This is a genomic window from Candidatus Palauibacter sp. (genome assembly GCF_965222475.1).
In the GTDB taxonomy this organism is placed as follows: domain Bacteria; phylum Gemmatimonadota; class Gemmatimonadetes; order Palauibacterales; family Palauibacteraceae; genus Palauibacter.
Window position 1 is genome coordinate 967478 of record NZ_CBDCUB010000001.1, and the last position, 25023, is coordinate 992500.

The 25023-nt window shown below is 69.8% G+C and carries 23 protein-coding genes (1 of these 23 running past the window's edge); all 23 read right to left on the reverse strand.

What is annotated here, in order from left to right; all coding sequences use genetic code 11:
- Positions 1–303 (reverse strand): hypothetical protein, encoded by a 303-nt coding sequence (locus ACOQPP_RS04265; RefSeq protein WP_419166486.1) that lies wholly within the window; start codon positions 301–303, stop codon positions 1–3.
- A 110-nt stretch (positions 304–413) separates the two neighbouring features.
- Positions 414–2027, reverse strand: a complete 1614-nt coding sequence (gene bshC, locus ACOQPP_RS04270) for a bacillithiol biosynthesis cysteine-adding enzyme BshC (protein WP_419166485.1) — start codon at positions 2025–2027, stop codon at positions 414–416.
- Complete coding sequence (locus ACOQPP_RS04275) at positions 2024–2764, reverse strand: class I SAM-dependent methyltransferase (protein WP_419166484.1); 741 nt, start codon at positions 2762–2764, stop codon at positions 2024–2026. The genes bshC and ACOQPP_RS04275 overlap by 4 nt, the downstream gene beginning before the upstream one ends.
- Positions 2761–3237, reverse strand: a complete 477-nt coding sequence (locus ACOQPP_RS04280) for a 23S rRNA (pseudouridine(1915)-N(3))-methyltransferase RlmH (protein WP_419166483.1) — start codon at positions 3235–3237, stop codon at positions 2761–2763. The genes ACOQPP_RS04275 and ACOQPP_RS04280 overlap by 4 nt, the downstream gene beginning before the upstream one ends.
- Positions 3234–5021, reverse strand: a complete 1788-nt coding sequence (locus tag ACOQPP_RS04285; RefSeq protein ID WP_419166482.1) for a tetraacyldisaccharide 4'-kinase — start codon at positions 5019–5021, stop codon at positions 3234–3236. The genes ACOQPP_RS04280 and ACOQPP_RS04285 overlap by 4 nt, the downstream gene beginning before the upstream one ends.
- Complete coding sequence (locus ACOQPP_RS04290; protein WP_420635971.1) at positions 5018–6127, reverse strand: lipid-A-disaccharide synthase; 1110 nt, start codon at positions 6125–6127, stop codon at positions 5018–5020. The genes ACOQPP_RS04285 and ACOQPP_RS04290 overlap by 4 nt, the downstream gene beginning before the upstream one ends.
- Positions 6124–6258, reverse strand: coding sequence for a hypothetical protein (locus ACOQPP_RS04295; RefSeq protein WP_420635910.1), 135 nt, complete (start codon positions 6256–6258; stop codon positions 6124–6126). The genes ACOQPP_RS04290 and ACOQPP_RS04295 overlap by 4 nt, the downstream gene beginning before the upstream one ends.
- Positions 6236–7210, reverse strand: a complete 975-nt coding sequence (locus tag ACOQPP_RS04300) for a Gfo/Idh/MocA family oxidoreductase (protein WP_419166480.1) — start codon at positions 7208–7210, stop codon at positions 6236–6238. The genes ACOQPP_RS04295 and ACOQPP_RS04300 overlap by 23 nt, the downstream gene beginning before the upstream one ends.
- Complete coding sequence (gene lpxA, locus ACOQPP_RS04305) at positions 7207–8061, reverse strand: acyl-ACP--UDP-N-acetylglucosamine O-acyltransferase (protein ID WP_419166479.1); 855 nt, start codon at positions 8059–8061, stop codon at positions 7207–7209. The genes ACOQPP_RS04300 and lpxA overlap by 4 nt, the downstream gene beginning before the upstream one ends.
- Positions 8058–9338, reverse strand: a complete 1281-nt coding sequence (lpxC, locus tag ACOQPP_RS04310; RefSeq protein WP_419166478.1) for a UDP-3-O-acyl-N-acetylglucosamine deacetylase — start codon at positions 9336–9338, stop codon at positions 8058–8060. The genes lpxA and lpxC overlap by 4 nt, the downstream gene beginning before the upstream one ends.
- Positions 9335–10396, reverse strand: coding sequence for a UDP-3-O-(3-hydroxymyristoyl)glucosamine N-acyltransferase (gene lpxD / locus ACOQPP_RS04315; protein WP_420635911.1), 1062 nt, complete (start codon positions 10394–10396; stop codon positions 9335–9337). Before lpxD ends, lpxC begins: the two co-directional genes overlap by 4 nt.
- A 55-nt stretch (positions 10397–10451) precedes the next feature.
- Positions 10452–11063: an OmpH family outer membrane protein gene (locus ACOQPP_RS04320; protein WP_419166476.1), complete on the reverse strand. Its 612-nt coding sequence runs from the start codon at positions 11061–11063 to the stop codon at positions 10452–10454.
- A gap of 32 nt (positions 11064–11095) precedes the next feature.
- Positions 11096–13501, reverse strand: coding sequence for an outer membrane protein assembly factor BamA (gene bamA / locus ACOQPP_RS04325; protein ID WP_420635912.1), 2406 nt, complete (start codon positions 13499–13501; stop codon positions 11096–11098).
- A 23-nt stretch (positions 13502–13524) separates the two neighbouring features.
- Positions 13525–16011: an ATP-dependent Clp protease ATP-binding subunit gene (locus tag ACOQPP_RS04330; protein ID WP_419166474.1), complete on the reverse strand. Its 2487-nt coding sequence runs from the start codon at positions 16009–16011 to the stop codon at positions 13525–13527.
- A gap of 7 nt (positions 16012–16018) precedes the next feature.
- Positions 16019–17110 (reverse strand): ATP--guanido phosphotransferase, encoded by a 1092-nt coding sequence (locus ACOQPP_RS04335; RefSeq protein WP_419166473.1) that lies wholly within the window; start codon positions 17108–17110, stop codon positions 16019–16021.
- Positions 17107–17601 carry a UvrB/UvrC motif-containing protein gene (locus ACOQPP_RS04340; RefSeq protein ID WP_419166472.1) on the reverse strand — a complete coding sequence of 165 codons (495 nt, stop codon included), beginning with the start codon at positions 17599–17601 and terminating at the stop codon, positions 17107–17109. Before ACOQPP_RS04340 ends, ACOQPP_RS04335 begins: the two co-directional genes overlap by 4 nt.
- Before the next feature lie 52 nt (positions 17602–17653).
- Positions 17654–18358 (reverse strand): ABC transporter ATP-binding protein, encoded by a 705-nt coding sequence (locus ACOQPP_RS04345; RefSeq protein WP_419166471.1) that lies wholly within the window; start codon positions 18356–18358, stop codon positions 17654–17656.
- Complete coding sequence (locus tag ACOQPP_RS04350; protein WP_419166470.1) at positions 18355–19704, reverse strand: FtsX-like permease family protein; 1350 nt, start codon at positions 19702–19704, stop codon at positions 18355–18357. Before ACOQPP_RS04350 ends, ACOQPP_RS04345 begins: the two co-directional genes overlap by 4 nt.
- Entirely contained in the window at positions 19701–21299 is a 1599-nt protein-coding gene (gene lysS, locus ACOQPP_RS04355; RefSeq protein ID WP_419166469.1) for a lysine--tRNA ligase, read from the reverse strand. Before lysS ends, ACOQPP_RS04350 begins: the two co-directional genes overlap by 4 nt.
- Positions 21296–22406 (reverse strand): peptide chain release factor 2 gene (gene prfB / locus ACOQPP_RS04360; RefSeq protein WP_419166468.1). Its coding sequence is split into 2 segments (ribosomal slippage): positions 21296–22342 and positions 22344–22406, totalling 1110 coding nucleotides; the frame shifts between segments, so codons are not numbered across the junction. Before prfB ends, lysS begins: the two co-directional genes overlap by 4 nt.
- 86 nt (positions 22407–22492) lie before the next feature.
- The gene (gene rnr, locus ACOQPP_RS04365) at positions 22493–24529 is read right to left on the reverse strand and encodes a ribonuclease R (protein ID WP_420635972.1); all 2037 of its coding nucleotides are present in this window, start codon (positions 24527–24529) and stop codon (positions 22493–22495) included.
- A complete protein-coding gene (locus ACOQPP_RS04370; protein ID WP_419166467.1) occupies positions 24451–24624 on the reverse strand; it encodes a Trm112 family protein in 174 nt (57 codons plus the stop codon). The genes rnr and ACOQPP_RS04370 overlap by 79 nt, the downstream gene beginning before the upstream one ends.
- On the reverse strand, positions 24624–25023 hold the 3' end of the coding sequence (gene era / locus ACOQPP_RS04375; protein WP_419166466.1) for a GTPase Era. Its footprint extends 506 nt past the window's final position; the window shows 400 of its 906 coding nt (coding positions 507–906); its start codon lies off the right edge, out of view; the stop codon is at positions 24624–24626. Before era ends, ACOQPP_RS04370 begins: the two co-directional genes overlap by 1 nt.

The following is a 25023-nucleotide window of genomic DNA, read 5'->3' on the forward strand; positions in this document are numbered from 1 at the left end:
TCAGCTCTCCCGGTCGCCCCCGCCCGCCCGGCGCGGTTCGCTCGGCGGCAGCGCCGGGAGGGGTTCGTCCCCCTCGACCAGCGCGCGGACGAACGCCGTCTCCTCGCGTACCTCCTCGACTGTCTGTGTCAGGAACTCGATCTCCTGCTCGATGGCATCGAGGCGGGCGGACTGGACCTGGGGCGCATCGCCACCGCTGCCGATGCGGCGGGCGAGAGCTTCCGAGAGCGGGGAGTCGATCAGAATGGCGAGGACCGGGATGAGGATGATCATCCCGAGGACCAGCATGAAGGCGATAGTCATCGTGAACTGCCTCTTCGTGTCAACTTCGCCCCCGAATCCGCGTCCGTGACGGGCGGGCAAGCGGCCCCTGGAGTCACCCGCCCCCGACCGATACCCCTCAGCCGGAAAAGCTATCCGCCCGTTCCGGGCGGCGCCAAGGAGGAGGCGACCCGGCGGTCCGTTTCGTGCTCGAGGCGGTCGAGGAGTTCCGGTCCGTACCGGCAGAGAAAGGGCAGCGGGCTGAGCGTGCGCTCCTGCGGGCGCTTCCCCGGGAAGAGGTTGTCCGCGGCTCGTCGGACCTGGCCGAGGCGGACCTCGAGCCGGCGGCGGGTCTCCCGGTCGACCTGCTTCGAAAGCTCGGCGGCCGCGCCGAGCATCCCCTTCCGTGTCTTCCCCACTGCGGCCCGGAGTCCGGGCACCTGCTCGCCCACCACCTGCTCGATCTCCGCCATTCCCGACTCCGTACGCTCCCGGAGTCGGCGCAGGGCCCGGTCCAGGGTCTCGGGTCGCGCCTCCCGCGTGAGCCGGGCCACGGCCGGTTCCGCTCCCTCGGCGAGCTCCCGCGCCGAAATGCCCGTCCGCTCGAGAATCCGCCGGATGCGAGGTTCGATGAGAGTCCACGCCGCCCGCGGCTGGACGGAGGGGATCGGCACCTCGAGGGCTTCGAACAGCGGGGGCAGCTGGCTCCAGTAGGCGATCTCTCCGGGTCCGAGCACCGTGGCCGCCACCGGGAGTAGCCAGGACTCGAGCGCCGGACGCGACGCGACGTTGGGCGAGAAACGGGCCGGGGATGTCTCGAGCCGATCCCGCCACGCCCCGATGCTCTCTCGCGGTCCCGAAGGCGCGGCCCGAAAGCCCTCCCCGTCGCGCCCCAGGCGCCGCCGCCCCTCCCCATCGTCGAAGAAGAGCGGGAGGGCGCCATCGATCTCCGCGATCGGCGCTTCAAACCCCGACTCCATGACATGTCGCGCTCCGAGATCCCCCGCTTGCAGGACCGCGCCCCAGTCCTCGAGCATACGCCGATACAGCGGGACGGCCGCCCGTCCAAGCGTCGGATGGGCGGAGTCGACCCATGCGTACCCCCGGTCGCCGAGGATCGCGTGCAGAAGGCCCGCGAAGGCCTGCGAGACCGTCGCCTGCTCGGAGTACGCATCTCGGATCAACTTCAAATAAAATGATGTAAATTCAGATATTGGAAGTATTTCCGTCATTTCATCAAGAATCGACATCATGGACGGGGAGAGTCCGTGGGAGCCGACCGAGCGTCGGTCGGAACCCTCCGGCACGGAGAGTGCCAGGGTCCGAACGGCGTCCTTACGATCGAGCAGTGTCGTGCGCCCCACCTCGGCCCAGTCGTGGTCGTCCGCGGCTATCCAGAAGAGGGGCACGACGGGGCACTCGAGAGTCCGCTCGAGGTGGGCGGCCAGCGAGATCGCGGTGAGCGCCTTGTAGATGACGTAGCAGGGTCCGAGGAGGAGGATGGGCTGGTGTCCGGTCGAGACGAAATAGCCTTTCCCCCGCAGGACGGCCTCGAGGCGACTCCGGGTCCGAGGCCCGGACGTCCCGAACACCTCGGGACCGAGGCGGGCGGGCCGTGGCGGGGGTAGCGCCAGCGGGTCCAGGGCCGCGGCGCTCGGCAGCGCGATCTCGGCGCCCCCCGACAGGGCTGCGTGAGCGAGCGAACCGGGCGCGGCCAGGATACGGGAATGGATTTCGGGGGTCGCTCTCGCTGGGGCACGGGTCACCGGGCCCGTCCCATCATGAGGAGGCGGGGCGAGTCGGGTCCGAACGGGGCGCCGTCGTAGTTGCCGAACATATCCCGTATATCCAGGCCCTTCTCGCGCAGGAGGTCGCGCAACGTTTCGGGCGCGTAAAGCCGAACCCGCTCGTGGTAGACCTGAGGAGGTCTGCCCGTCCCGCCGCCGATCTCGATGCGTTTGAAGACCTGGTCTCCCTCCACCCAGCGCGTCTGCCGTACGGGAGTGCCGTTGACCTCTCCCACGGATTCGGGATCGAGGCGGTCCATGACCCAGGCGGCGTTCAGGTAGTCCATCAGGAACGGCGCCCCGGGGCGGAGGACGCGGCGAATCTCGGCGAGGACCTCGATGTCCTCGTCGTGAGTGAAGAAATAGCCGAAAGACGTAAAGAAGTTGACGAGGCCGTCGAAACTCGCGTCCGCGAAGGGGAGCGCCCGCATGTCGGCGCGTACGAGCGAGTTGGCGACGCCGAGTCGGTCCCGGGCCGCGTGCAGGAGCGGCGCCGAGAGGTCGATTCCGGTGGCGCGCAGGCCGGCGGCCCGGAGTCGCTGCAGGTGCCGGCCCGCGCCGCACGCCAGGTCCAGCACCCTGGTCCCCGCCCGAATCCCGGTCCGCTCACGGTAGAGCGAGACGGCTCGTGCGGCCTCCGCCTCATCCCGATGCGGGTACAGCTCGAGGTAGGCCTCCCCGAACCAATCCCGAAACCACTCCGCGGGTGCGCTCATGGCCCCTTGTGGTAGGGTTCGCCCCGGAGGATCGTCGCGGCGCGATAGAGCTGCTCCGTGAGGACGAGCCGCGCCACCTCGTGCGGCAGCGTCATGGCCGAGAGGGCCAGCCGGGTCCGTGCGCGGGCGAGGACGCGGGGGGCGAGTCCGTGCGCGCCTCCGATCGCGAAGGTGGCTCCGGGACGTCCATAGGTGCGCATCTCATCCAGGTAGTCGGCGAGTCTCCGCGTCGACCACGGGTCTCCTTCCCGTGTCAGCGCGACGAACTCCAGGTCGTCCGGCAGGCGGCGCTCGAGCGCGGCGGCTTCCCGCTCGCGTGCGTCCCCGGCGCGGGCATCCGGCAGGCGGGCCGGCTCTACGAGGACGCTATCGAACCTGATGTAACGCCGCAGGCGCGCCTCGTATTCCTCCGTCGCGCGGAGGATCGCGGAAGCGCGCTTGCGTCCGACGGAAGCCACGAGGATCCTCGTCACGCTCCGCCTCCCGGGTCGCCGGCCCTCCGGCCCCATGCCGCTGCGTGGAGAATCAGGCCTCTCACCTCCTCCCAGCCCGTGCCCTTCCAGGTCAGCGTTTCCGGGAGGACCCAGATCGGCAGGTCGGGGCCAAGGAACGGCCCGACCCGCGCGAGGTCCTTCCGTGTGGTCAGTACGCCTCCCCGCCCCGCCGCCGCGGCGAGGCGCTCCCGATCGCCCGGCGCGGGCGCGCGGTGATCCCCGAGGGGGATTCCCTCCCGGACCGACCCGCAGCGAGCGCCGGCCTGCGCGAAGAAGAGATTGGGCTTCATGACTCCGGTCAAGGCGAGGCGGGGAGCCGGCGGGCCGACCCACGCGTGCGCACCGGCATTCGACGGGCGCGGGGGTCCCGCCTCGAACACCGCGCTGGCGATCGGGGTCCCGATGCCCCGCCTCCGGAGTCGGGCGCGGAGTCGCCGGTCGAAGTCCGCCACCTCACGGGTCCACGGCTCCCGCCCCGTGGAGATGATCGCGTCGGCGCGGGCGGCCGCCCACGTCCAGCGCTCCCGGAACGGACCCGCGGGCAGCCGGGCCCCGTTCGTGCGGCGCAGCGCGTCGCGATCGACGAGAAGAAGGTTTAAGTCGCGGCGGAGGCGTCGGTGCTGGAACCCGTCGTCGAGGATCGCGACGGTGGCCCCCTCCGCGGCGGCGCGGCCGGCCGAGCGCACCCGGTCCGGGTGTCCCCACACGTGGGCTGCCGGCGCTTCGAGGGCGAGCAGTTCGAGTTCGTCGGCAAAGCCGCGGGCGAGGATGGCGGGGCGGTGACCTTCGGCCGCCAGCAGGCGGGCGAGGAGGGCGGCGACGGGTGTCTTGCCGCTCCCGCCCACCGTCACGCCGCCGACGGAGATCACCGGGAGGCCGGCGGCGTGCGTCCTGAACAGGCCCCTGTCGTAGAGGCCGTGGCGCGCGTCGTGGAGGAGTCCGTACGCGCCCGCGACCACCCGTAGCGGCGGTGACGGGCGGGTGCGTCTCCATTGGCTGCGGACCAGGCGCTCGGCGGCCCTCCGCAGCCCGGGCGCCCCGCTCACCGGCCGGCGCCTCGGCTGCGGGCTCGCGGACCAGCGTACGCCGCGCGCCGGCCTGCGGCGCACGATGGCGGGCGGGCGGGCCCAGCGGGCCTCCCGGGCCGCCTGTTCGCAGCGGGCCACCTCACGCGCGAGTGCAGCTTCGATGTCGGCGGTGACGATCGGGCCGGCGCGCCTCGGACGCACGGAGCCCAGCGAGACGAAGACGGTGGCACCCGGGGCCGGGATCAGGAAGCGGTCCCAGGTCGAGAGCCGCCAGCCCGCCGAGGCCGCGACCCCGACCGCCGTCACCGCCCCCCGGGCGTGGGTGGCGAGACGGGCGCCGCCGTCCTTGAACGAGCGCCGGGGGCCGCGCGGACCATCCCCGGTGAGAATGACGCCCTGCCCCTCCTTGTAGGAGCGCACCAGGTGCCGAAAGCCGGCCTCGCCGCCCCGCGTGCTCGACCCCCGGGCCACCTCGTAGCCGAGCCGGCCCAGGATCCGCGAGACGATCTCGCCATCGCGGTCCCGGCTCGCGAGCGTCGCCAGATCCTGGTCGGCGAAGAGCCACGCGAGCGGCAGGAGGTGCTCGTGCCAGCAGGCGTGGACCGCGCGCGCCGGGATCGGACGGCAGGGTCGCGCGGGATCGTCCGGGTGCCGGAAGCGCCAGGTGCGGCACAGGGGCAGGGCGATCCGCAGGATCCGGACCGCGACGCCGACGGGGATGCGCCGGGCGCTCACGCGAGAAGCTCGATCGCTCTCGCGGCGACCCGGGCCGCGCAGCCGGGCTCGCCGAGCCGGTCCCGCAGCGCCGTGAAGCCCCGCAGCATGGCGCGGCGCTCCGGGGAGGCCTCCTCGAGGAGGGGCTCGAGCGCGGACGCCATGCGTCCCGGGGTCAGCCGGTCCTGCAGCAGTTCAGGGACGATGCGGGCCCCGGTCACGAGGTTGACCAGCACGATCGAGGGAACCCGCACCAGCCGACGACCGACGGCCCATTCCAGCCGCGTCGTTCGGTACCCCACGACCATCGGTATCCCCGCGAGCGCGAGTTCGAGCGTGATCGTCCCCGACTTGGTGAGCGCCGCCGTGGCCTGTCCCAGCACCTCCTCCGGGCTCGCGGTGCGAAACCCGCTCCCCTCGTAGAGCGTCTCGGGCAGGTGAGGCGGCCGCGCCACCCGGACCTCGAGGCCGGCGTGAAGGCGGGCGAGCCGGCGCGCGGCGTCCGCGAAGACCGGAAGCATGAATCGTACCTCCTGGGCGCGGGACCCCGGGAAGAGCCCGATCACCCGTTCGCCGGCGGCCGGAGGCGGACGGCGGGCGAACTCGCGCGCGTCGAGCAGCGGGTGCCCGACGAACTCCACGTCCACCCCGTATTCCTCCAGGAGGTCCGCCTCGAACGGGAGCACCGTCAGGACGCGGTCGCAGTCGCGTGCGAGACGGCGCGCCCTTCCCCGTCGCCACGCCCACACCTGCGGGGCGATGAAATAGAGCACGCGACGCCCCTGCCGCCGCGCGGCGCGCGCCAGACGCAGGTTCAACCCCGGGTAGTCGATGGGCAGGAAGAGCCCGATCCCCTCGGCGGCGAAGAGGCGCCGGATCCGGCGCTCCAGCCCGAACAGGGAGGGCAGCCGCCGGAGGACCTCCGCCCCCCCCATGACCGACAGCGCTTCCAGGCCGGCGAGGCGCGCCACCCCCGCGGCCTCCATCTGGCGCCCCCCGATCCCGAACAGCCTCGCGCCGGGCAGCCCCGCCCGGATCGCGCGTGCGACCGCCGCCCCATGCCGATCTCCCGAGGCCTCACCGGCCGAGATGAAGATCGCCGGTTCCGGGCTCGGAGCGGGGCTCAGGAGAACCGGCCGAGATAGACCATCAGCATGAACACGAGCGCGAGGAGGACGACGAGGACGATGGTCTTCGGCCCTCGCTTGACCGCGCTCCCGAGCTTCTTCCGCTCCTCACGAATCTTGATCAACGACATGTACGAACTCCTCGATCTCGCGGGTGATCCGGGTCGCGACTTCGAGCGCTTCCCGCCCCGCATGCCCCGAAACCAGCCGGCTCGGTCGCCCGGCGATCGCATCGGCGAAGGCGTCGAGTTCCCGCGCCAGCGCTTCCCCCGGAGGGGCCTCCAGCGGGATGGGTTCGACGAGGTTCTCGACTCCGGCGACGCGCCCCACCGTTCGCGGGTCGCGACGCCGGTAGTGGTGCCCCGTTCCCTCCGCGAGGTCCAAGCTGAAGTACCCGGATCGCTGGAACAACCGCAACTGGCGGATCGTCCTGAAGGAGACCCGGCTGGCGGTGATGTTCGCCACCGTTCCGTCCTCGAAGGAGAGGCGGGCGTTGGCGAGGTCGATCCACGGGGAGATGACCGACACGCCCACCGCCCGCACGTCCGCCAGCGGCGTCCGGGCCAGCGTGAGGACCAGGTCGATGTCGTGGATCATGAGATCCAGGATCACCGTGACGTCGGCTCCCCGGGGCTGAAAGGGGGCCATGCGCAGCGACTCGATGAACCGGGGCCGGTCGAGGAAGGGTTCGGCGGCCTGCAATACCCCGTTGAAGCGTTCGACGTGTCCCACGCCGAGGACGACCCCCGTTTCGTTCGCGAGCCGGACGATCTCGTCCGCCTCCTCGAGCGTCGACGCGAGCGGCTTCTCGACGAGCGCGTGACACCCCGCCGCGATGGCCGCGACCGCCGCCGCGTGGTGCGCCGCCGTCGGCACCGCGATGACGACCGCTTCGGCGCGGGCGTGCAGTTCCGCCGCGTCGGGGAACGCCGGCACGGAGAGGGCGGCCGCGACCTCCTCCGCCCGCGAACGCGCCCGATCGTGAACCCCGACCAGTTCGAAGGCGGGGCTCCCGGCAAGGAGCCGGGCGTGCGCCGCGCCGAGACGCCCCACGCCCACTACGCCGGCGGGGATCGGGTTCATGCGGCTCCGGGTCGCGGTTCCCGCCCCTCCGGCGGCGCGTCCCCTTCCGGACGGGACCGGGCCGGTGTGATCCCCCGCCCCCCGTCGCGGATGAAGGCGACGAGTTCACGAACCTCCGGCGTCTCCTCCTCGCTCTCCAGCCGGTCGAGGATCACCCGGAGCGGCGCGGCGGAGCGGAAGATCTCCCGATAGGCCCCCTGCAGGGCGCGGATCGCCTCCGGCTCGAACCCCCGGCGTTCGAGCCCGATCCGGTTGATCCCGCAGGTGCGGGTCGTGGGGCTCCCGCGCACGAGCGTGTAGGGCGCCACATCGCGCACGAGCCGCGCGCCGCCGCCCACCATCGCGTGCCGGCCGATCCGGGTGAACTGCTGAATCCCGGTCAGCCCGCCCACGATCGCCCACTCCCCGATCTCGACGTGTCCCGCCATGGTGACGCCGTTGGCGAGGACCACGTGGTCTCCCACGCGGCAGTCGTGCGCGATGTGCACGTAGGCCATCACGAGCGTGTCGGCCCCCACCGTGGTGAGGCCGCTCGCCGCGGTACCCCGATTCACCGTCGTGAACTCGCGCACGACGGTGCGGGGGCCGACCTCCAGGAACGTACGCTCGCCCGCGTACTTCAGGTCCTGAGGGTCCGAGCCCAGGACCGCCCCCTTGGCGACCCGCACTTCGTCGGCCACCCTCGTGTCTCGCTCGATCAGCACATGGGGACCTATCCGTACCCGCTCGCCGATCTCGACGCCGGGCCCGATGACCGAGTACGGCCCGATCGTCGCGCTGGGCGCGATACGCGCCGCGTCGTCGATGACCGCGGTCGCGTGCCACCCGGGAGCGCGGCCGGTCGACGTCACCGATCCATGATCTGGCCGAGGATCGTCGCTTCGGCCACGACCTTGCCGTCCACCCTCGCCACGCCCTTGAGCCGGCCGCGGCGCCCCCGTCCCTGCAGCAGCTCGAGTTCGAGCCGGAGCTGGTCTCCGGGAACGACGGGTCTCCGGAACTTCACGTCGTCCACGGCGAGGAAGTAGATGACCTTCTCCTCCGGGTCTTCGAGCCCGCCCATGAGCAGGAGTCCGCCACACTGGGCCAGCGCCTCGACGATGAGTACCCCCGGCATGACGGGACGGCCCGGGAAGTGCCCCGCGAAGAAAGGCTCGTTGGCGCTCACGTTCTTGAGACCGACGATTCGTTTCCCCGGTTCGATTTCGAGCACGCGATCCACGAGGAGCATCGGATAGCGATGCGGGAGAACCTTCAGGATATCGGTGACGTCCATCACCCACTCTCGTTCTGCCCCGAGCCGGCTCCTCAGCCGGCGGGCGAGTTCAAGATTGCCGCGGTGTCCCGGGCGTTCCGAGATCACATGACATTGCAGTCTCGCGCCGACGAGGGCGAGATCGCCGACGATGTCGAGGATCTTGTGGCGAACGAACTCGTCCGGAAAGCGGAGTTCCTGATCGGCTTCCAGTCCCTCCGCGGAGAGGACGAGCGTGTTCTCCGGTGTCGCCCCCAGCGCGAGTCCCCGCTCGTGGAGCTGTGCGCGCCAGGCCGACAGGCCGAAAGTGCGTGCCCCCGCGATCTCCCGCACGAACGCCTCGCGGGTCAGCCGCACGCTCGCGAACTGCCGGCCGATGAGGGGATGGTCGAAGTCGATCGTCGCGGACACGCGACACGATCCGGCGGGGAGGACATCGTATCGCGCCTCGCCCACCCGGAGGCGAAAGGGCTGGTCCACGCGCAAGCGCGGCGCCTCCGCTTTCTGGACGACTTCTCCGGCTTCCAGCAGCCGCTGGCACCACGGAGCCGCACTCCCGTCCAGCGCGGGGGGCTCCGGCCCCGAGACGTCGATCCGGAGGTTGTCGAGGCCGAGGCCGTGCGCCGCGGAGAGCACGTGCTCGACGGTCCGCACGACGGCCTCGCCACGGCGAAGGGCGGTCTCGCGGTAGACCGAATCCACCGCGTCGACCGTGGCGGGGAGTTCGGGCGCGCCGGGGAGGTCCGTGCGCCGGAAGCGGAGGCCCGTGTTTTCGGGGGCGGGATGGAGCGTGACGACCGAGGCCTCGCCCGTATGCAGGCCGTGACCGCGGACCTCGATGGGGCGTGCGATCGTCCGCTGGCGCCCGGTCAAGGCGTCCCGTCTTCCGCCGGGTCCTGCCTCCCCGACCGACCGAGGCCAAGCCGCCGCTCCAGGCGCGAGACCCTTCGCAGAAGTTCGGGGAGCCTTCGCGTGTGGGCGGCCGCCTTCATCCACGCCCGCTGCGGCTGCGCGGGCGTCCCCCCGTGGGCCGCACCGGCGGGCACGTCGCGCATCACCCCGGCCTGGGCCGCGATTCGCGATCCCGGCCCGATCGTGAGGTGTCCGGCGATCCCCGCCTGACCACCCAGCTGCGCGCCCGCGCCGATGACGGTGCTGCCCGCGATGCCCACCTGGGCGGTGATGAGGCAGTCACGCCCGATGCGGACGTTGTGGGCCACATGGACGAGGTTGTCCAGCTTGGTCCGGTCGCCGATCCGGGTCTCGTCGAGCGCGCCCCGGTCGATCGTGCAGTTCGCCCCGATCTCCACGTCATCGCCGATCACGCAGCCGCCAATGTGCGGAATCTTGTGCGCCCCCTCCGGCCCGGCCGCGTACCCGAAGCCGTCCGTTCCGATACGGGCGCCCGCGTGCACGCGCACGCGGTCACCGATCTCGACGTCGTGCAGGAGGGAGACGGCGTGGCCGATCCGGCACTCGGCCCCGAGGCGGGCACCGCGCCCGATCAGCGTACCGGGCCCCACCCGCGTCTCCCGGCCGATCCGCGCCCCGGCCTCGACGATCACGCCCCGCCCCAGCGACACGCCCTCTCCGATGCGCGCGCCCCTTCCGATCCGCGCCGAAGGGTGCACGCCGGTCGGCGGCTCCCGCTCCGGGTGGAACAGCGGCACGACCCTGGCGAAGGCGAACTCCGGGTCATCGACCGTCAATACGCTGAACGCGACGCCCGACACGTCGAAGCCGGGCGGGGCGAGGACCGCCCCGGCCCCCGTCTCGCCGACCGCGTTCCGCATCGCTTCCCGGGCGAAGAAGGTGAGATCCTCCGGGCCCGCGGCGTCCAGCGAGGCGACCCCGCTCAGGGATCGGTCCGGGTTGCCCGAGACCGTCGCCCCCGCGCGCAGCGCGAGCTCGGAGACGGTGAAGGACGGCATGCGAAAGGCGCTCCGTTCGGCGGACCCGGGAGGGGGGCCGGCAGGCCCCGGCCCGCTAGCCGCCGGACGTTGAGGTGGCGCCGCCGAGGTCGATCCCGAGACGCTCGAGCACGGCGGGGGTGATGTCGAGCGCTGCGTCCGCCGCTACCACGCCGGACTCGGTCATGTCGAGCACGATCGAGTAGCTCCGCTCGGCGCGGATCTCGTCGATCACGGCGGTCACCCGTTCGAGAATCGGCGCCAGGAGTTCCGCGCGGCGCCGATCCAGCTCCACCTGCATTTCCTGCTGTCTCGTCGCGGCCTGCTGCTGCCTGTCGCGGATCTCCTGCTCCTTTTGCTGGCGTCCCGCCGGCTCGAGCAACGACTGCTGCTGCTGGTATGCCGCGATCAGGGAGTCGATCTCCACCGCGAAGGATTGAAGCTCGCTGTCGAACTCGGCGGAAATACGCTCGTACGCTACCCCCGCCGAATCGGCGCCGGGCGCGACGGGGAGGATCGCCTGCGTGTTCACGAACACGACGGGCGTCCCCTGCGGGGGAAGCGGGGCGGCCTCCGGCAGGGACGGCGCCCCCGCCTGTTCCTGCGCCGCAAGGGGCCCCGCGGCCAGCACGCCGAGCGCCAGCGCGCGGCCCAGCCCGGCGCCCGCACCCCTGTGGATCCAGTGCATATCGAATATCCCTTTTCGTATCTCTTCCCGGTTCAGAACACACGTCCGAACTTGAAGTGCAGTTGCCAACCCGGATTCGGCCGCCCCAGCACATCCCGGCGGTCGAACCCGTACGCGTAGTCGAGCCCCAGCGGTCCGAACGGTGTCACCAGGCTCGCCCCGATCCCCGCTCCCACGAGCAGGTCCGTCGGGTTCAGCTGGCTCGCGTCCAGCCACACGTTCCCCGCATCCAGGAAAGCGCTGGTGAAGATGTTGCTCGTGAGCTTGATCCCGAAAGTCACGCCCGTACGGAAGAAGGATTCCCCCACCCGGTCGAGATCGCTGAAGGGCGCGTCGTCGGGGATGTGTCCGGCCGGCGTGACGGAGGCCTCGTCGTACCCGCGTAACTGGATCCCCGCCTGGGTGCCCCCGACGTAGTACCGCTCCGTGAAGAACGGATTCCGGCCCAGGATGAGCCCCGTCTCGAAGCTGAGGCCGAAGGTGAGTTCGATGGGTGGGCTCGTGCTTCCCGGCCCCCCGCCGATCCGGCCCACGGGGACGAACCACTCACTCGTGACGTCGATCTTCTGATAGTTCCCGTCCCCCCCCAGGAAACCGCCCGTCTGACGGAACGCGAGCTGGTTCCGGGCCCCGCTCGTCGGGAAGATCGGGTTGTTCCGGTTGTCCTGGACGAGACGCCAGGAGAGCGCCGAGCGGGTCCCGGAGAAGAGCGAGAAGCGCCGCCCGATCACGTTCGTCGTATCGAGCCCCCGCACCTCGTCATCGAAGAGCGAGTAGCCCATGAACACGCGCGTCGACCGGAGCCCGAAGATCGGCGTGCCGACCTCCGTGAGACCACCCGTCTGGCGGCGGTCGCCGAGGCTGAAGCCCGTGAACTGATCTCTCGAACTCCGCAGCGAAATCATGCCCGAATAGTGGCTCCCGAGCACCTCCGGATCGGAATAGCTGATGTCGAGATCCTGCTGCCGGCGCCCGAAGATCCAGCGGAAGCTTCCCGTCTTCGCGAGTCCGAACAGGTTGGGCTGCGAATATCCGATGAACCCCGCGAGGCCGGTGAATCCCGAGGCGGTGATCCCGAAATTCAGCGTCCCCGTCTGCTTCTCCTGGATCCGAAGCGAGATGTCGATGTCTCCGTCCGGTCGCGGGCGGATGTTGATCGCCTCGTCCGGTGGCAGCGGCTCGAAGAAGTTCAGCCCCTGAATCGCCTGGAACGACTGGATCAGGCGTTCCTGTGAGTACACGTCGCCGGGGTAGATGAAGAGCCGGTTCCGGATCACCCGGTCGTGCGTGGCCGTGTTCCCCTCGATCGAGATCTCCCGGATGTAGCTGCGGGGGCCTTCGTCGATGAAGAGGTGGGCCGTGACCCGCGGCTGCTCGCCTTCGGCCACCGCGACGCGCCGCACGTCCGGTGTGATCCGGGAGGAGAGGTAGCCGTTGTTCCGGTACATGTCTCCGAGATCGCCCGGCGAGGCGTAGAAAGCCGTGAAGTTGAACGGGAGATCGGCTTCGCCGTCCCGGGGCCGGGGCTGGCCGCGACGCACGACCGGCTCGATGGCCGCCAGCGGGAAAGCCCGGTGCCCGGTGATCCTCAGGTCCTCGAGAAGGTACTGTTGCCCCTCGCGCACACGGATCTGGATGCGCCCCTTTCCGGTCAGGCGGTCCGAGATGATCGTATCCCCGAGGACCTCGAAATCGAGATAACCGTTCGAGGCGTAGAATTGCGGCAGCCGCTCGGTCAGGTCGCGCCGGAACTCGTCCCTCTTGAGCTCTCCCGAATCGAACCAGAAGAACCCCTCCTCATCCGTCGCCATCGCCGCCCGCAGTTCGGCGTCCGAGAAGGCGTCGTTCCCCTCGAAGGCGATCGCGGTGACGCCGAGTCGCGGGCCTTCATCGACAGCGAACACGACGAGGAAATCCGGAGGAAAGGCCGGGTCGGGGCGAATGAGCGTGTCCACGCTCGCCGTCGGGAACCCCTCGTTCGAGAGGAGTTCGAGCATGGTGGCGCGGGCGAGCGAGATGCGGTGCGGATCCAGCGGACTGTTGGGCGCCAGGCCGACCGTGTCGCGGATGACGTCTTCACCGACCCGCTCCAGCCCCCGGAATACGTACTGCGTGATGTAGGGCCGCTCCTCGACGCCGATGTAGAACACGCCCTGCTCCGGATCCGCGGAATCCGTCACGCCGACGACGACGTCCGAGAAATCCCCCGAACTGAACAGGCGCCGGATCGCGTCCTGGATCTGCGGCTGGCGGACGATGTTGCCCGGGCGCAGCCCGCTGCGGGTGATGATGACGTTCGCCGCGTGTCGCCGGTTCCCGACGACCACGACCGAGTCGACCCGGACGGAGAACTGGTCGAGACTCGTCTCCTGCGCGGCGACGGGCTCGGCCCCGCCGGCGGTGAGGAGCGCCCCGAGCAGCGCCAGCCCGCTCGTCATGCCGGCGGGCGGCGGCCGCCAATTCATGTCGCCGAGGACGGTGTGGGCGCGCCGAACACGAGGGCGTCCTCGTCGGCGGTGACATCCACCGAGATCCGGTCTCCGGCCTCGAAATCGGCCATCAGGATCCGCTCCGAGAGCGCGTCCTCGACATGTCGCTGGATCGTCCGCTTGAGGGGCCGCGCGCCGAACTTCTCGTCGTAGCCTCGGTCGACGAGAAAACGGACGGCCGCATCGCTCAGCTCGAGGCTGAGGCCCTCCTCCGCGAGGCGCTTCTGGACCTCCCGGAGCTGGATATGGACGATCTTGCCCAGCTGTTCCTTGCTCAGCGGGTGGAAGACGATCGTCTCTTCCACGCGGTTCAGGAACTCCGGGGTGAAGACGCGGTTGATCTCGTCCGAGACCCGGTCCTTGATCCGGGCGTAGTCGAACCCGGAGGAGTCGTCGGTGAAGCCCACGCGGGTGGAGCTGCCGATGTCCCGGCTCCCCACGTTCGAGGTCATGATGACGACCGTGTTCTTGAAATCGATCACACGACCGTAGTTGTCGGTGAGGCGGCCTTCGTCGAGGACCTGGAGGAGGATGTTGAACACGTCCGGGTGCGCCTTCTCGATCTCGTCGAGCAGGACCACGCTGTACGGACGTCTCCGGATCGTCTTGGTGAGCGAGCCCGAATCCTCGTACCCGACGTAGCCGGGGGGCGCGCCGATGAGCCGGCTGACGGAGAACTTCTCCATGTACTCCGACATGTCCACCCGCACGAGCGCGGAGTCGTCCGCGAACAGAAATCGTGCCAGCGCGCGGGCGAGTTCCGTCTTCCCGACCCCGGTCGGTCCGCAGAAGATGAAGCTGCCGATGGGGCGGTTCGGGTCCTTGAGGCCGGCACGACCGCGCCGGATCGCGCGGCTGACGGCCTCGATCGCTTCATCCTGGCCGACGACGCTCTCGTGGAGTTCGTCCTCCATTCGAAGCAGGCGCTCCGTCTCGGCCTCCTTCAGCCGCGTCACGGGGATTCCCGTCCACCGCCCGACGATGAAGGAGATCTCGTCTTCCCCGACGGTGGGACGGAACTCGGCCTGCGTGCGCTCCCATTCGTCCCGCCGGCGCTTGATCTCTTCCTGGATCTCCTTCTCGCGGTCGCGCAGGTAGGCCGCGCGCTCGAAGTCCTGGTCGCTGATCGCCGCGTCCTTCCACGTGGCGAGTTCCTCGAGCTTCGCCTGGAACTCCTGCATCTCGGCGGGCGGCACCTGTGCCGCGAGTCTCGAGCGGGCGCCGGCTTCGTCGATCACGTCGATCGCCTTGTCCGGGAGGAAGCGATCCGTGATGTAGCGCTCCGCCAGCCGGGCGGCCGCGAGAAGCGACGCGTCGGGGATCTCGACCTTGTGGTGGTCCTCGTAGTACTTCCGCAGGCCCTGGAGGATCTCGAACGTCTCGTCGATCGTCGGCGCCTCGACGATCACGGTCTGGAAGCGACGCTCCAGCGCCCCGTCCTTCTCGATGTACTTGCGGTACTCGTTGAGCGTGGAGGCGCCCACGCACTGGAGTTCGCCCCGGGCGAGGGCGGGTTTGAGCATGTTCGAGGCGTCGATCGCGCCCTCGGCGGCGCCGGCCCCCACGAGCGTGTGCAACTCGTCGATGAACAGGATGACGCCGCGGGCCTGGGACGTCTCGTTGACGATCGCCTTGAGCCGTTCCTCGAACTGTCCCCGGTACTTCGTCCCCGCGATCACCGCCGCCATGTCGAGCCCCAGCACGCGATGCCGCTTGAGGCTGTCGGGCACGTCGCCGCGCACGATCGCCTGGGCGAGGCCCTCGACGATCGCGGTCTTCCCGACCCCCGGTTCCCCGATGAGCACGGGATTGTTCTTCTTGCGTCGCGAGAGCACCTCCATCATGCGCTCGATCTCGCCCAGCCTGCCGATCGTGGGATCGAGCTTTCCCTGCCTCGCGAGTTCCGTGAGGTTGCGGCAGAAGTGGTCGAGCGCCGGCGTCTTGGACTTCCGTTCGCCCTTGGTGCCCTTGCTGGCCGGGTCTGTCACCGAGGCCGCCGTTGACGTGCCCCCGGCCGGCATATCGGTGCCCAGGAGCTTGAGCGTCTCGGTGCGAGCTCTGTCCAGGCCGATGCCGGCTTCACCGAGGACCCGGGCCGCCAAACCCTTCTCCTGCCTCAGGAGACCGAGTAGAAGGTGCTCCGTGCCCACGTAGCTGTGGTTGAGTTCCTTCGCCTCGGCCATCGCGTGCTCGAGCACCTTCTTGGCGCGCGTCGTGTAGGGAAGTTCGCCGATGGATGAAGCGGTCTTCCCGGGGCGGACGTTCTCTTCAACGAGCTTGCTCAACTCGTCCAGGTCCGCGGCGAGGCTGGCGAGCACCGCCGCGGCGACGCCCTCCCCCTCCCGGATCAGGCCGAGCAGGATGTGTTCGGTCCCCACATAGTCGTGCTCGAGGCGGATCGCCTCTTCGCGCGCCATCGCGAGCACCTTCCGAACGCGGTCGGTGAAGTTGTAGTTCATCCGAGCCTCAAGTGGCGTCGACGCGTGTCAGGGCTCTTCGAACGTACCTCGCTCGGAACGCGTCCGCATCCGTCTCGTCGAGCCAGCGGCCGGCTGCACGCGCGAGGTGCGCGGTCTGGGCGTGGATCATGATGCGGCTGATCACGTCTACACGAGGTTTCTTCAGAAGTTTCAGCGAGACGCCGAGCCGTACGCCGGAAAGGAGGTTCATCATCTCCTCGAAGGGCAGGCTCCTTGCGTGGCGCAGGAGCCCGTACGCTCGCCAGACCTTGTCCTCGAGTACGTTCGGCGCCTCCCGCAGGAGGACGGAACGCGCCTGTTTCTCGTATCCGATCACGCGGCCGACGAGGAGTGAGAGTTGATCGATCAGGTCCTCTTCCGTCTTGCCCAGCGTCGTCTGGTTCGAGATCTGGAAGAAGTTCCCCACGATCTTCGACCCTTCTCCGTATAGACCACGGTAGGTGACGCCAAGTTGCCCCATCCCTTCCAGGACCTTCCGGATCTGACGCGTGAGGACGAGGCCGGGGAGGTGGATGAAGACGGACGCACGCAGGCCGGTTCCGACGTTCGTGGGACAGGATGTGAGGAAGCCGAACTCGTGGTGAAAGGCGTACGGAAGCCGCGCGCCGATCGCCTCGTCCAGCTGGTCGACGTCACGCCAGGCCGCGGTGAGCTGAAGGCCGCCCCGGAGCGTCTGCAGCCGCAGGTGATCCTCTTCGTTGACCATGAGCCCGAACGTGCGCGTCCGCGCGAGGGCGAGGCCCGCGCCGCGCCGGGGACCGCCGCCGGGCCCGTCGATCAGCTCCCTGCTCACGAGACGCCGCTCGAGGAGCAGCAGGCGATCCCGGGGTTCGAGCCGGGAGATCTCCCACACGTCGACCTCGTCCAGGACGCCCGCGGCCGCGGCGGCGGCACGGGCCCTCTCGAACAGGGTTTCGCGCTCGTCGTCGGTCGCATGCGAAGCGAAGGGATACCCCTGGAGGTTGCGAGCCAGCCTCACGCGGCTCGATACGACGATCTCGCTGTCGGGGCCGTCCTCCTCGATCCAGCCGAGGCCCTGCTCCTCGATGGGCGGATCCGTCCGCACGATATTGGTCACGGGGCCTCGCTCAGGGTGTGGATTTCGTCCCGGAGGTCCGCCGCCGATTCGAAGTCCTCGAGCTCCACCGCGCGCTCGAGTCGGCGCCTGAGGGCGGAGAGCCGCACCTGCTCCGGGTCGGTCTCGGGCGCGGTACTCACGTACACCTTCCCCATGTGCTGTGACGAACCGTGCACGCGGCGCAGCAACGCCCGGAGTTGGCGGCTGAACTGCGCGTAGCACTGGGGACAGCCGAGCCTTCCCGACTTGCGGAAGTCGGCGGCGCCCGTCCCGCAGTACTCGCAGGCTTCGCCGCCGGCGTCGAACAGCGCGCTGCCCGCCGTCCCGCCGAGGTGCGCCAGGAGGTCGGCGATCGGGGGCGATCCGCCTCCGATCGAAACGCCCTTGAGCGTGGCGCAGGTGGAACAGAGGTTGAGGGTGCGCATGTCGTTGTTCTCGATCTCCGTGAGCGTGATCTTCGCCTTCCGCTCTCCGCAATTCTCGCAGTCCATCGTCACCCCTCCATGCCGCCGCTTCGGCAGCCCGTGGCGGCGGGCGGTCCCATCATACGACGAAAAGTTCGCCTCCCTCGAGGCGAAGCACGCGCGCCGCCCGCCCGGCCAGTTCACGGCTGTGCGTGACGACGACCAGCGCGGCTCCGTGCCGGTCGATCATCTCGAACAGCAGGTCGTGCAACCGCAGCGTGGCCTCGGCGTCGAGGTTGCCGGACGGCTCGTCCGCCAGCACGAGCGGGGGCGCGTTGGCGAGCGCTCGGGCCACGGCCACCCGCTGCTGCTCGCCCCCCGAAAGCCGGCGCGGCCGGTGGCTTGCCCGGTCCGCCAGCCCCACCTGCTCCAGCAGCGCCGCCGCGCGATCCGCGGCTTCCTCGCGCGGCGCGCCCGCGATGAGCCTCGGAAGCATCACGTTCTCCAGCGCCGTGAAGTCGCGCAGCAGGTGATGAAACTGGAACACGAATCCGACGAACCGGTTCCTCATTTCGGCCAGCCGTTCCTGCCCGAGTAGCGACACCCGCTCGCCTCCCAGCCATACGTCGCCCCGGGTCGGCCGGTCGAGAGCACCGAGCAAATGTAGCAGCGTGGACTTCCCGGACCCACTGGGGCCGACGATGGCGGCCGAGTCCCCGGGAACCACCGCCAGGTCGATCCCGCGCAGGACGGGGATGAGGCCCCCATCCGGGCTCGGGAAGGTACGCGCCAGCCCTCGAGCCTCGACGGCGGCGGGGGCGCCGTCCGGCGTCTTGGCGCTCACTCGTGCCTGATCGCGTCGACCGGCGTCAGCGCGGCGGCCTTCCGCGCCGGGTAAATCGTGGCCAGATAAGAGATAAGCACGGATCCCGCGAGGATCAGCGTGACATCGAGCGGTGCCAGCGAGATGGGGAGCCGGTCGATGAAATATACGTCGCTCGGGAGCGTGATGAACTCGTAGCGGCTCAGCGCCCAGGCGAGAATCGCCCCCAGCGTGCCCCCGATCGTGGTGCCCACGACGCCGATGAAGAGCCCCATGTTCGTGAACACCTTCCCCACACCGCGCGACGTGACACCCATCGAGCGCAGGATCCCGATCTCGCGCGTGCGGTCGGCAACCATCATCACGAGCGTCGAGACGATGTTGAAGGAGGCCACGAGGACGATGAGGACGAGCACGACGGCCATCCCGAGCTTCTCCAGCCGCAGTGCCGAGAAGAGGCTTCCGTTGAGTTCCTGCCAGCCCTGGACCCGGTACGGCCAACCGAGCCCTTCCTCGATTCGCGCCGACACCTCCGAGGCCTCCCAGGGGTCGCTCACGTCGAACTCGATGCCGGTCACCGCATCGCCCAGCCCGAGGAGTTCCTGCGCCTCCTCGAGAGGGACCATGGCGAGCTCGTCATCGTACTGGTAGAGCCCGGTCTGGAAGATGCCGGTGACCTCGAAGCGCTTGAGGGCCGGCGAGAAACCGATCGCCGACAGCGGCGTGTTCCGGAGGGATGTGGCGACGACGGGTTTGCCCTCGTAGAGCCCGAGTTGCTGTGCGAGCCCCCGGCCCACGATGATCCCCGGATCCCCCGACTCGGTGGGGCCGAAGGGCGCCCGTCCGATCACGAGGTGCTCCAGGAGCCCGGCGATGCGCGTTCCCGATGGATCGTCCGTGATCCCGCGCAGGACGATGGCCTCGTTGTAGTTGTCGCCCGCGTTGAGCACGATCTTGTTGAACACGAAGGGAGAGGCCGCCACCACAGCGGCGTCGCTCCGCACGCGGTCGAGGACCGTCCTCCAGTCGTCCATGCTGAAGCTGTTCTCGAGTTCCATCACGTGCGCGTGGGGGCCGCCGCTGAGGATCCGGTCCCGGAGGCTCTCCTGCAGGCCGTTGAGCACGCCGATCACCACGATCAGGGCCATGACGCCCACGGCCACCCCGCCCACGGCGAGACTCGAGATGAAGGCCACCAGCCTGGCGTCCCGGGCGTCCGCGGACCGGCCGCCGGCCACAGGACGCCAGGGTCGTCGCGCGAACCGCCCCAGGCTTCGCAGGGCGTTCACGACCGAGAGGCGCCGCCCCGTGCCGCGCAGGTAGCGCCGCGCGATGAACCGTTCGAAGCGGCCGCGGCCGTTCTTCACGACACCTCCTCCTCCGGGCGGAGCATCGGAAAGAGCACGACATCGCGGATCGAGGTCTGCCCGGTCATCAGCATCACGAGCCGGTCGATCCCGAGCCCGAACCCGCCGGTCGGAGGGAGCCCGTATTCGAGCGCGCGCACGTAGTCCTCGTCGATCTCCATCGCCGCCTGGTCGCCCGCATCCCGGAGCTTCTGCTGCGCCGCGAAACGGTTCCACTGGTCGAGCGGGTCGTTGAGTTCACTGAAGGCGTTCACCAGTTCGAAGCCGCACACGATCGCCTCGAAGCGCTCGGCCAGCGCCGGCTCGCCCCGCTTCGGCTTCGCGAGCGGACTCATCTCGATCGGGTGACCGTACACGAAGACGGGATCCTTGATTCGGTCCTCCACCAGGTCCGAGAACAGTGCGTCGAGGAGCTGGACCCGGGAGAGGTCCCCGGCGTCGGCGCGCCCCCGCCGCTTCGCGAGCCCCCGGAGTTCGTCGTCCGCCACGGTGTGGAGGTCGAGCCCCGAAGCCTCGGCGAAGGCCTCATCCCAGCGGACCCGGCCCCACGGAGGGGTGAGGTCCACCTCGACGCCGTCGTATACGAAGCGGGTCGTCCCCACTACTTCCTCCGCCACGTCGCTGATCATCGTCTCGGTGAGCCGCATCACGTCCTCGTAATCCGCGAAGGCGGAATACAGCTCGAGCATCGTGAACTCGGGGTTGTGCGTGCGGTCGATCCCCTCGTTTCGGAAGTCGTGGCCGATCTCGTACACGCGGTCGAGGTTCCCCACGATGAGGCGTTTCAGATAGAGTTCATCCGCGATGCGCAGGAACATCCGCCGGTCGAGGCGGTGGTGGTGCGTCGAGAAGGGACGGGCCAGCGCCCCGCCGTACAGGGGTTGAAGAATCGGCGTCTCGACCTCGAGGAAGCCGCGCGCGTCGAGCCAGCTTCGGAACGCACTGACGAGTCGGCTCCGGATCCGGAACACCTCCCGCACCTCCGGGTTCACCGCGAGGTCGGCGTAGCGCTGACGGTAGCGCGCGGCCTGGTCGCTGAAGCCGCTGTGGACGATGCGCCGGCCATCCTCCCTCATCTCTTCCTTCCCGAACGGGAGCGGGCGGAGCGTCTTCGCGAGGAGAGTCAGCGATTCCGCGCGCACCGTGACTTCGCCGCGCCGCGTCCTGAACACGGTCCCCTCGACGCCGACCCAGTCCCCGAGGTCGAGCAGATCCATGAGGGCCGATCCCGTCTCGCCGAGGAGGTTGCGCCGGAGGTGGATCTGCAGCCGTCCATCGCGGTCGCCGATGTGGGCGAAGGCGCTCCCGCCGAGGTCCCGGTAGGAGAGAATCCGGCCCGCCACCCGCACGTCCCCGAGTTCCGCCGGCTCGCTCGTCTCCGATTCCGTCTTCTCGAACGCCGCGAACGCCTCGCGCAAGTCGTGTGAGCGGGCGAAGGCGTAGGCGTAGGGTTCGACCCCCAGGTCGCGCAGACGGGCCAGCTTCTCGAAGCGGTCCCTCACCGGCTTCGGCCGGTCGCCGGAGGCGTACCAGCAGGTGAGGCAGAGGCCGTCGCGGAGTCCGGGCGGAGCGGCGCCGCAGGAGGAGCAGGTCACCCGGCCGTCCTCCCCGACTCGCGCAGGAAGGCCTGGATGAGGCCGTCGAGCTCCCCGTCGAGTACGGCGTCCACGTTGCCGACCTCGAGGTTCGTCCGGTGGTCCTTCACCATCTTGTAGGGCTGCAGGACGTAGGACCGGATCTGCCGTCCCCACTCGATCTTCGTCTTCGAGCCCTCCAGCTTCGCCCGCCGCGCCTCCCGCTCCTCGGCGGCGCGCTGGTAGAGCGCGGCCTGAAGCATCTTCATGGCCTTGGACTTGTTCTTGTGCTGGCTGCGTTCCTGCTGGCACGAGACGACGATGCCCGTCGGGACGTGGGTGATGCGCACGGCGGAATCCGTCTTGTTCACGTGCTGGCCGCCGGCGCCCGACGCCCGGAAGGTATCGATCCGGAGTTCCTCCTCGTTGATCGAGACCTCGATCTCGTCGTCCACGACGGGGTACACGAAGACCGAGGCGAAGGAGGTGTGGCGACGCCCCTGGGAGTCGAAGGGGGAGATCCGCACGAGCCGGTGCACGCCGCGCTCGGCCGAGAGGTAGCCGTAGGCGAACTGGCCATCGATGTCGAGCGTGGCCGACTTTATCCCCCCCTCCTCGGCCGGGAGGAGGTCCATGACTTCGACGCCGTAGTCGTGTTGCTCGGCCCAGCGCATGTACATCCGCATGAGCATCTGGGCCCAGTCCTGCGACTCCGTGCCGCCGGCGCCCGGATTGATCGTGACGAGCGCGCTGCGGTGCGCGTCCGCACCGCGCAGCATGTTGCGGGACTCCAGTTCGGCCACTTCCCTCTCCGCCGCGGCGAGTCCCGACGCGAGTTCCGCATCCAACTCCGCGTCGTCCTCCTCCTCGAGCAGGGCGGCCATCTCGAGCAGGTCGTCCACGCGCGACGAGCAGGAGCCCCAGGGGCGCGTCCAGCTCCGCAGGCGGTTCGCCTCGCCGATGACCTCCCTCGCCCCATCGTGGTCGTTCCAGAACCCCGGGGCCGTCATCTTCTTCTCGAGTTTGGCGATGCGGCTCAGCTTCCCGGGAATCTCAAAGATACCCCCGTAGCTCGTCGAGCCGGCCCCGAAGCGCCTCCGCGCGCTCCTTCTGTTTCGCAAGTTCCATTCTTCCTGGTCCGCCCCTCCGCACGTCACGATTCACATGATCAACGGGCCCACAATAGACCACGTTTCCCTGCGGAAGTCGAACTTTCACACGAGGTCGAAGTCGATTCTTCTCGCCTCCCGGTCCACGCGGGCCACCCGGACCTCGGCGGCGTCGCCGAGCCTGTACGTCTTCCGGGTGCGGCGGCCCCTGAGCTGGCGCTTCGTCGCGTCGGGGACGTAGTAGTCGCCCGGGAGGTTGCTCACGTGGACCACCCCCTCGATGTCGTACGCCTCGAGCCGGACGAAGAGCCCGAAGCGGGCGATCCCGCTGATCGTGCCCGCGAAGTGGTCCCCCAGGTGCCGTTCCATGAACTCGACCTTCTTCAGGTCGATGGAATCCCGCTCCGCCCGCACGGCGTTTTCCTCGCGCGCCGATGCGTGCCGCGCCGTGGCCTCGAGCGTCTCCCGCCTCAGCCTTCGCGCCGAACCCGGGTCGGCGAGCCAGCGGGACAACTGCCGGTGCACGAGGAGATCGGGGTAGCGGCGGATCGGCGAGGTGAAGTGAAGGTAGGCCGAGGATGCGAGGCCGAAGTGGCCCTCGTTGCTCGCGGAATAGCGCGCCTTCGCGAGGCTCCTGAGCACCTGCAGCGAGATGACCGTCTCCTCCACCCGCCCCTGCGCCGCGTCGAGGAGCCGCTGGAAATCGCGAGTACGCGGCTTCCTGCCTGGAAACGAGAGCCCGAACTCGTCGGCGAGGAGCCGGAGCGTCTCGAGCTTCTCCTCGTTCGGCTCCTCGTGGATGCGATACGGCACCGGCACGCCCTCCTCGATCGCCCAGCGCGCCACCGCCTCATTCGTCGCGATCATGAGGTCTTCGACGAGCATGTGGGAGGCGAGCCGGGCCCGCCGCCGAACATCGATCGGAGCCCCCTCGTCGTCGAGCACGACATGCGCTTCCGGGAGGTCGAAGTCGAGGCTGCCGCGCGCCCTCCGCCGCTCTCGAAACGCCCGGGCCACCCGGAGCAGCGCTCGCAGGTCGTCTGGCAACCCGGGATCCGCGCGGGCGGCCGCGGAGTACCGGCCGTCGAGGATCTCCTGTGCTTCCTCGTAGGCGAGTCGGTGCGCGCTCCGGATGACGGCCCTGGCGAATCGGGTGCGCGTGACCGATCCCCCCGCGTCGACCTCCAGAAAGGCCGCCAGGGTCAGGCGGTCCTCCCCGGGCACCAGCGAGCAGAGGTCGCTCGACAGCCCGTGCGGAAGCATCGGAATCACGCGGTCGACGAGATAGACGCTCGTCCCGCGTTCCCAGGCCCCGGCATCCAGCGCGTCCCCCTCTCGGACGTAGTGGGAGACGTCCGCGATGTGGACCCCGATCCGGGCCCCGCCCCCGTCGAGCCGCTCGATGGAGAGTGCATCGTCGTGATCGCGGGCGTCAACGGGATCGATCGTGAACACGCGGTCGCCGCGGCAGTCCTCGCGCCCCTCGAACTCCGCGGGCCCGACCCCTCGCGCCCGCAGCGCCCCGGCCGCCCCTTCGACCTCGGCCGGAAACGCATCGGAGAGGCCATACCCGACCTGGATCGCGAGCACGTCGACGCCCGGCTCGCCGGGGCGGCCCAGGACGCGCGCGACGCGGCCCGCCGGCCCCGGCCCCTCGTCACCCCAGTCCGTAACCTCGACGACCGCGAGGTCACCGTCCGCGGCTTGCCCGCGATCGCGTTCGGGGATGAAGACGCGGAGATCGAGCCGAGGCTCGGTGACGTCCAGCCACCCGTGCCCGCGCTGTCGGCGGAACACGCCGACCAGACGCGACCGTCCGCGCTCGAGGACCTCGACGATCCTGCCCCGGGGTCCGCGCCGCGCCCGGCGCTCGATCCTCACCGCGACCCGGTCGCCGTGCACGGCCGTGCCGATGTCGCGGGCACGGACGAAGACGTCCTCCTCCCCCTCCTCGGGGATGACGAACCCGGCCCCGCTGTCGATCTTCTGCAGCCGCCCGATCGCGAGACCGGAGGCGGGGCGGGAGGACCGGCGATGCCGGCCCCCGGAGCCTCTACGGGGGGTCAGAGAGGTCTCGCCTCGTCGATCAGCATGATCGGGATGCCGTCGTCCACCTCGTATCGCAGGCGGCAGGCGTGACAGAGGAGGGCCTCCTCACCCCCCGCCACCCTGTACTCCAGCTCACCCTTGCACTTCGGGCAGGCGAGAATCTCCAGCAGCGTCGCGTCGAGCGGCATCACGTCTCCTCCGAGGGAACCCGGAATCCGAGCAGCCTAAGGTGGTTCGTTTTCCTTCGCCAGTTGGGGAGAACCTTCACGCGGAGCTCGAGATAGACCCGTCGATCCAGGAAGCGCTCGATCTTCTCCCGGGATCGCATGCCGATCTTCCGGATCATCCTGCCCCCCGCCCCCACCACGATCCCCTTCTGGGACTCCCGTTCCACGAACACCCGCGCCTCGATGTACGTCGGGCGGCCTCCGCCGCGCTCCCGGAACTGCTCGACCCGGATGGCCACGGCGTACGGCACCTCCTCGGACAGCTCCTCCAGGCACGTCTCCCGGATCATCTCCGCCACGAAGTCGCGGACGGGGGCGTCGGAAAGCTCGTCCACCGGATACAGCGGCGGCGATTCCGGG